A 5,599-nucleotide genomic window follows, 5' to 3' on the forward strand; every position below is an offset into this window, starting at 1 on the left:
GCAGGTTGCTGACTGGATCAGTGAAAAACTGGTCGCGTCGGGTATTGTTGTGGTGAGCGGCCTGGCAATGGGCATTGATGCCCAGGCGCACAAAACTGCCGCAGACAAAGGCAAAACCATTGCCGTTTTGGGTACCGGAATTGATCAATACTACCCTCGACGAAACAAAGCCTTGCAGGATTTCATTGCCCATCAGGGCTTGTTAATTTCTGAGTTTCCGCCCGGACAAACCGCAAGGACAGATCATTTTCCCCGGCGTAACCGTATTATTAGTGGTATTAGTCAGGCGGTTGTTGTGGTTGAAGCCGCCCGTAAAAGTGGTTCGCTCTCAACGGCAATACACGCGTTGAATGAAGGGCGTGAAGTCGGTGCTGTTCCCGGGTCGGTTTTGTTGCCGGAGCATCAGGGGTGTCATTGGCTGATACAGCAGGGGGCAAAGTTAATCAACACACCACAGGATATTCTAGAGTGGTTTTCGATTAACCCCGCTCAAGCACCGGTTTCAGAAGAGCGACAATATCTTGATGAAAGCTTGGCAAACAATCGATTGTTCGCTAGTCTGAGTTCAGAGCCACGAACAATTGATGACATGGTACAATTGTCCGGACTCGAGGTTGCTGAAGTCATGGAGAAAGTAGTGTTACTCGAATTAGAAGGGCTAGTGGCAGCCGTACCAGGCGGTTATATCAAAGTGGGGAGGCGCTAAAGTATGTTTGATATCCTCATGTACTTGTTTGAAAACTACATTCATTCCGAAATGGAAGTTGTGGTTGATCACGATGAGTTAACCAATGAACTTACACGGGCTGGTTTTCGTCACCAGGAAATCCAGAAGGCTTTGGCGTGGTTAGAGCGCCTGGCCGACTTACAAGAAATGGAAACCAAGTCTTACCTGGATGTTGCCCCGCAGCAGTCTACCCGTATTTATACAACGGCGGAGATGTCGCGGTTAGATAGTCAGAGTCGTGGTTTCTTAATGTATTTAGAAAATCTGGGTGTGTTAGATTTCGCGACCCGCGAAGTGGTTATTGATCGCGTAATGGAACTTGAAACAGCGAACTTCACTCTGGATGACCTGAAATGGGTTGTGCTGATGGTTCTGTTTAATGTTCCCGGTCAGGAAGCCGCCTACGACCAAATGGAAGGTTTGTTGTTTGAGGAAGCTGAAGGGCCCTTGCATTAATGTCATCAGATGAGCGCTGCCCGCGTTGTGAGCGACCGCTGGTCATTAAACATGTTGGACATAACAGCTTTCTTGGCTGCACAGGGTACCCTGACTGCGACTATAAACGAGGTCTTCGCGAGCAATCTGAAATTGAACCCGAGGGCCTTGGTGTTGCTTGTCCGGAGTGTGGTAAAGAGCTGCAATTAAAAAGTGGCCGTTATGGTTTATTTGTTGGTTGTAGCGGGTTTCCCGACTGTGAGTTTGTGACCGAGCCCAATGCTGACGAAGAGAACGCTATTACCTGTCCGGAATGCGGCAGTGGTCAGCTGCATCAAAAAACATCACGACGCGGCACCGTATTCTACGCCTGCGATCAGTATCCCAAATGCCAGTTTACAGTGAATCAACCACCGGTTGATGAAACCTGCCCTAAATGCCAATACCCACTGCTGGTTAAAAAGAAGTCCGCTGCAGGAATTCGAAAAGTCTGTCCGCAAAAGCAATGCGACTATAAGTCGGACGCGCTATAATCTGACTCCTTAAGAGGAGGGTATATTATGGCAGATAAGTGGGAAGCAGCGCATAACGCAGTAAAAACAGGCGTTATTGCCTACCCGACAGAAGCAGTATTCGGACTGGGCTGTGATCCAACCAATGAAGTTGCTATTCAAAAATTGCTAAGCCTGAAACAGCGACCTGCTGAAAAGGGGCTCATTTTAATAGCTGCCGACTACAGCCAATTACTTCCTTTTGTTGAAGACTCGGCTATTCCGCAGGACAAGCGTTTCAGTGTTTTGTCTCATTGGCCGGGCCCCGTCACCTTAATTCTTCCGGTAAGAAAAAGTGTATCGCCATTATTAACTGGCGGCAGAGACACCATAGCGGTGCGGGTTAGTGCGCATGAGCCTGTCAGAGAGCTTTGCCGTGCACTTGGCCATGCTTTGGTATCTACCAGTGCCAACTTAACAGGCCAGGAGCCGGCAAGAACGGCAGCGGAAGTGCGCCTGCAATTTGGTGACAGCGTGGACTGGATCATGGATGAAGCGACTGGTGGAGCGGCGAATCCAACTCGTATCATTAATCCATTTAATAATCAGGTTGTCAGAGACGATGCATAGTGACTATTTAAAGCAGGTAAAAAGCTACCTGATGTCGTTGCAGGACGCTATTTGTGAGCAGTTAGCGCAAGCTGATGGTCAGCAAGGCTTTCAGGAAGACAGCTGGGATCGGCCCGGCGGCGGAGGCGGTCGTTCCAGAATCATAAAAAACGGCGAGGTTTTTGAGCAGGGCGGCGTCGGTTTTTCGCACGTTTACGGTGAGAAAATGCCTGCATCGGCAACAGCGCACCGCCCTGAGCTGGAAGGTCGAGACTTCAATGCCTGTGGTGTTTCTCTGGTAATGCACCCCAAAAACCCCATGGTACCTACGGTACATATGAATGTGCGTTTTTTCATTGCGCAAAAAGAAGGCGAAGAGCCGGTCTGGTGGTTTGGCGGTGGCTTTGATTTAACACCCTTTTATCCATTTGAAGAAGACATCGTCGAATGGCACCAACAGGCGAAAGACGCTCTGGACTGCATTGATGAAAAGCTTTATCCGGAATATAAAGCCTGGTGTGACGATTACTTCTATCTTAAACATCGCGATGAAGCTCGTGGCGTGGGCGGTATTTTCTTTGACGACCTTAATGACCGCTCTTTTGGCGAGTGCTTTGCTGTAATAAAAGCGGTGGGCGATGCTTTTACCAAAGCATACTTACCGATTGTTGAGCGTCGCAAAGCCCTGACGTACACACAGCAGCAGCGCGATTTCCAGCTCTATCGCCGTGGACGTTATGTTGAGTTTAACCTTGTCTGGGACCGCGGAACCTTGTTCGGGCTACAAACGGGTGGCAGAACCGAGTCTATTTTGATGTCGATGCCACCGCTGGCTCGTTGGGAATATGACTGGCATCCGGATCCGGACTCGGCCGAGGAAAAGCTTACCAGCTACTATCTGAAACCACGAAACTGGTTAGCCCTATGAAGCCAGTTATTCATCTGGGGGTTTTTGGAAACCCAATTGAGCACAGTTTGTCTCCGCGTATTCACTCGTTGTTCGCGAAAGCGCAACAGCATCCGGTTGAGTACCGTCGTTACTTGTCGACTCCCGGGCGATTTTCCCGAAACATAGCTCAATTTTTTCGCAGTGGCGGGAAAGGGTTAAATGTCACGCTACCTTTTAAACAGCAAGCCGCGGAATTCGCAACTGAATTAACGAAGCGAGCGCAAGAGGCTGGCGCGGTCAACACTCTGGTTGCAACGGGAAATGGTCAATTACTGGGTGACAATACCGACGGTGAAGGCCTAATTAAAGACTTGAAAGAAAAAGGTTTCAAAGTAAGTGAGCGCTCACTTGTTGTTTTCGGTTCGGGGGGCTCAGCCCGGGGAATATTGCCTTTGCTGTTGCAGCAACAGCCTCGCCGTATCTATTTAGTGAACCGGACTGTCGATAAAGCACTGATGCTGAAGTCTCAGCTGGAAAACTTGGGTGTGTTAGCTGCTGACCGTATTCAGGTGCTTGCATCGGCTTTGGAAATTAATGAGCCAATTGACCTGATGGTTAATGCCACCAGCAGCAGTTTAATGGGACAGCGTTTAGCTTTGCCTCCCCAACTCGCTGAGGGAGCCTCAGGTTATGACTTAATGTACTCTGATGAGCCGACGTTATTTATGCAGCAGCTGAGTCAGGCTGGCTGTGAAAATGTTAGCGATGGGCTTGGTATGTTAGTTGAGCAAGCCGCCTCATCTTATCAACTCTGGATGGGGGGAGAACGCCCCGATACCGCATTTGTTATGGCACATTTGCGAGACCGTAGTTAGTTGATTAAAAAAGGTTTTTCTTTGCTTTTTATAAGTAAAGAGAAATGAGGAACAAAAGGTTATAAAAAAACGGAATTTGGCAGTAGATCATTACTGATTTTGTGGTAATCTGTTTGACCTGTTTGCGATGTACTTCCTTCCATTTCAGGGCGTAAACAGAATAGTTTCCACAGTGAAGCATAATAATAAAAAGTACTAGGCATTTAGGGATGCCTGCCGTTTTAAATCCCACACTATCAATAACTTAAGTAAACTTTAGACACGGGGAAATTTTAATTTCCGGCTGTGGAATCGGTCGTTGTTAACAGACTTATTAACAGGTTATACACACTCTGCTCAGTGGCCTGAATTACCGTTCTGTGGCATCCTATAGGTAACGCTTAATTTAGGTTTTTAACTATGGCCACATCTGTTCCCGAAAATCCGTTTATTCTCGTCGATGGTTCCTCTTATTTGTTTCGCGCCTTTCATGCGCCACCGCACTTAACCAATTCCAAAGGCGAGCCAACCGGCGCTGTTTATGGCGTTGTTAATATGCTGAGAAGCTTATTGAAACGCTATAAACCCAGCCATATGGCGGTGGTTTTCGATGCGAAAGGTAAAACCTTCCGTAGCGATATTTACCAGGAGTACAAAGCAAACCGTCCGCCAATGCCCGATGACTTACGCACACAAATTGAACCTCTGCATGAAATTGTGAAAGCAATGGGGCTGCCGCTGTTATGCATTGACGATGTTGAAGCGGATGATGTTATTGGCACTTTGGCCCGACAGGCCGGAGAAAAAGGGCGGTTTACGTTAATTAGTACCGGTGACAAGGACATGGCACAGCTGGTTAACGAACATGTCATGCTAATTAACACAATGACTGACACCTTGCTGGATCCTGAAGGCGTAGAGAAAAAATTCGGCGTGAAGCCGGAGCAGATCATTGATTATTTAGCGCTAATGGGCGATAGCTCCGATAATATTCCGGGGCTGCCAAAAGTTGGCGAAAAGACGGCACAGGCAATGTTGCAACAAATTCCAAGCATTGATGCCATTTATGAAAATGTCGATGCGGTAAGCGAACTGTCCTTTCGTGGCGCGAAAACCATGCCGGCGAAACTGAACGAGTATAAAGATCAGTTGCTTATGTCCCGGGAGTTGGCAACCATTAAGCTTGATGTGGCTATGGAGTTGCAGCCGGAAGAGTTGACCATACAAACGGCAGACAGCGAAAAACTGGCTGAGTTATATAGCCGGTGTGAATTTCGCCGTTGGCTTGGTGAGCTTATGGAAAGTGGGGCAGCAACTGACCAGGCTTTGGGTAAAGCTGAAGTTGAAAAGCCCGTCAGCGACATTAACCGGGACGCTTACCGTGTTTTAATGACGGAAGAGGAAGTGAGTGATTATTTAACCTCACTTAAGAAATGTGACTACTTTGCTTTTGATACCGAAACGACGAGCCTGAATTATATGCAGGCCGAGCTTGTCGGCGTGTCGTTAGCTGCCGCTCCGGGTGAAGCGGTCTATATTCCGGTTGGCCATGATTATATGGAAGCCCCTGAGCAAGTCGGTCGCGACTGGCCAA

7 protein-coding genes are annotated in these 5,599 nt (G+C 48.2%); all 7 read left to right on the plus strand.

Going from position 1 to position 5,599, the window contains the following annotated elements:
• The coding region (locus B3180_RS12935) for a DNA-processing protein DprA (RefSeq protein ID WP_286844972.1) at nt 1-706 on the plus strand (706 nt) is incomplete at its 5' end.
• Between the two features lie 3 nt (nt 707-709).
• Entirely contained in the window at nt 710-1,183 is a 474-nt protein-coding gene (locus B3180_RS12940) for a DUF494 family protein (RefSeq protein ID WP_054488912.1), read from the plus strand.
• Nucleotides 1,183-1,695, plus strand: coding sequence for a DNA topoisomerase family protein (locus tag B3180_RS12945; protein WP_278358511.1), 513 nt, complete (start codon nt 1,183-1,185; stop codon nt 1,693-1,695). The genes B3180_RS12940 and B3180_RS12945 overlap by 1 nt, the downstream gene beginning before the upstream one ends.
• Nucleotides 1,696-1,722: 27 nt before the next feature.
• Nucleotides 1,723-2,283 carry a Sua5/YciO/YrdC/YwlC family protein gene (locus tag B3180_RS12950; protein ID WP_222236085.1) on the plus strand — a complete coding sequence of 187 codons (561 nt, stop codon included), beginning with the start codon at nt 1,723-1,725 and terminating at the stop codon, nt 2,281-2,283.
• Nucleotides 2,276-3,190, plus strand: coding sequence for an oxygen-dependent coproporphyrinogen oxidase (hemF, locus tag B3180_RS12955; protein ID WP_278358512.1), 915 nt, complete (start codon nt 2,276-2,278; stop codon nt 3,188-3,190). Before B3180_RS12950 ends, hemF begins: the two co-directional genes overlap by 8 nt.
• Nucleotides 3,187-4,026 carry a shikimate dehydrogenase gene (aroE, locus tag B3180_RS12960; RefSeq protein WP_278358513.1) on the plus strand — a complete coding sequence of 280 codons (840 nt, stop codon included), beginning with the start codon at nt 3,187-3,189 and terminating at the stop codon, nt 4,024-4,026. Before hemF ends, aroE begins: the two co-directional genes overlap by 4 nt.
• 399 nt (nt 4,027-4,425) lie before the next feature.
• Nucleotides 4,426-5,599 (plus strand): 5'-3' exonuclease H3TH domain-containing protein (locus B3180_RS12965; protein ID WP_286844977.1); only part of this gene is annotated, 1,174 nt, incomplete at its 3' end.

Source organism: Idiomarina sp. UBA4206 (assembly GCF_002383015.1).
Taxonomy (GTDB): domain Bacteria; phylum Pseudomonadota; class Gammaproteobacteria; order Enterobacterales; family Alteromonadaceae; genus Idiomarina; species Idiomarina abyssalis.

Bases quoted from the DNA above. Each gene is read 5' to 3' on its own strand.
- B3180_RS12940 (WP_054488912.1), top strand. From the start codon at position 710: ATGTTTGATATCCTCATGTACTTGTTTGAAAACTACATTCATTCCGAA.
- B3180_RS12945 (WP_278358511.1), top strand. From the start codon at position 1,183: ATGTCATCAGATGAGCGCTGCCCGCGTTGTGAGCGACCGCTGGTCATT.
- B3180_RS12950 (WP_222236085.1), top strand. From the start codon at position 1,723: ATGGCAGATAAGTGGGAAGCAGCGCATAACGCAGTAAAAACAGGCGTT.
- hemF (WP_278358512.1), top strand. From the start codon at position 2,276: ATGCATAGTGACTATTTAAAGCAGGTAAAAAGCTACCTGATGTCGTTG.
- aroE (WP_278358513.1), top strand. From the start codon at position 3,187: ATGAAGCCAGTTATTCATCTGGGGGTTTTTGGAAACCCAATTGAGCAC.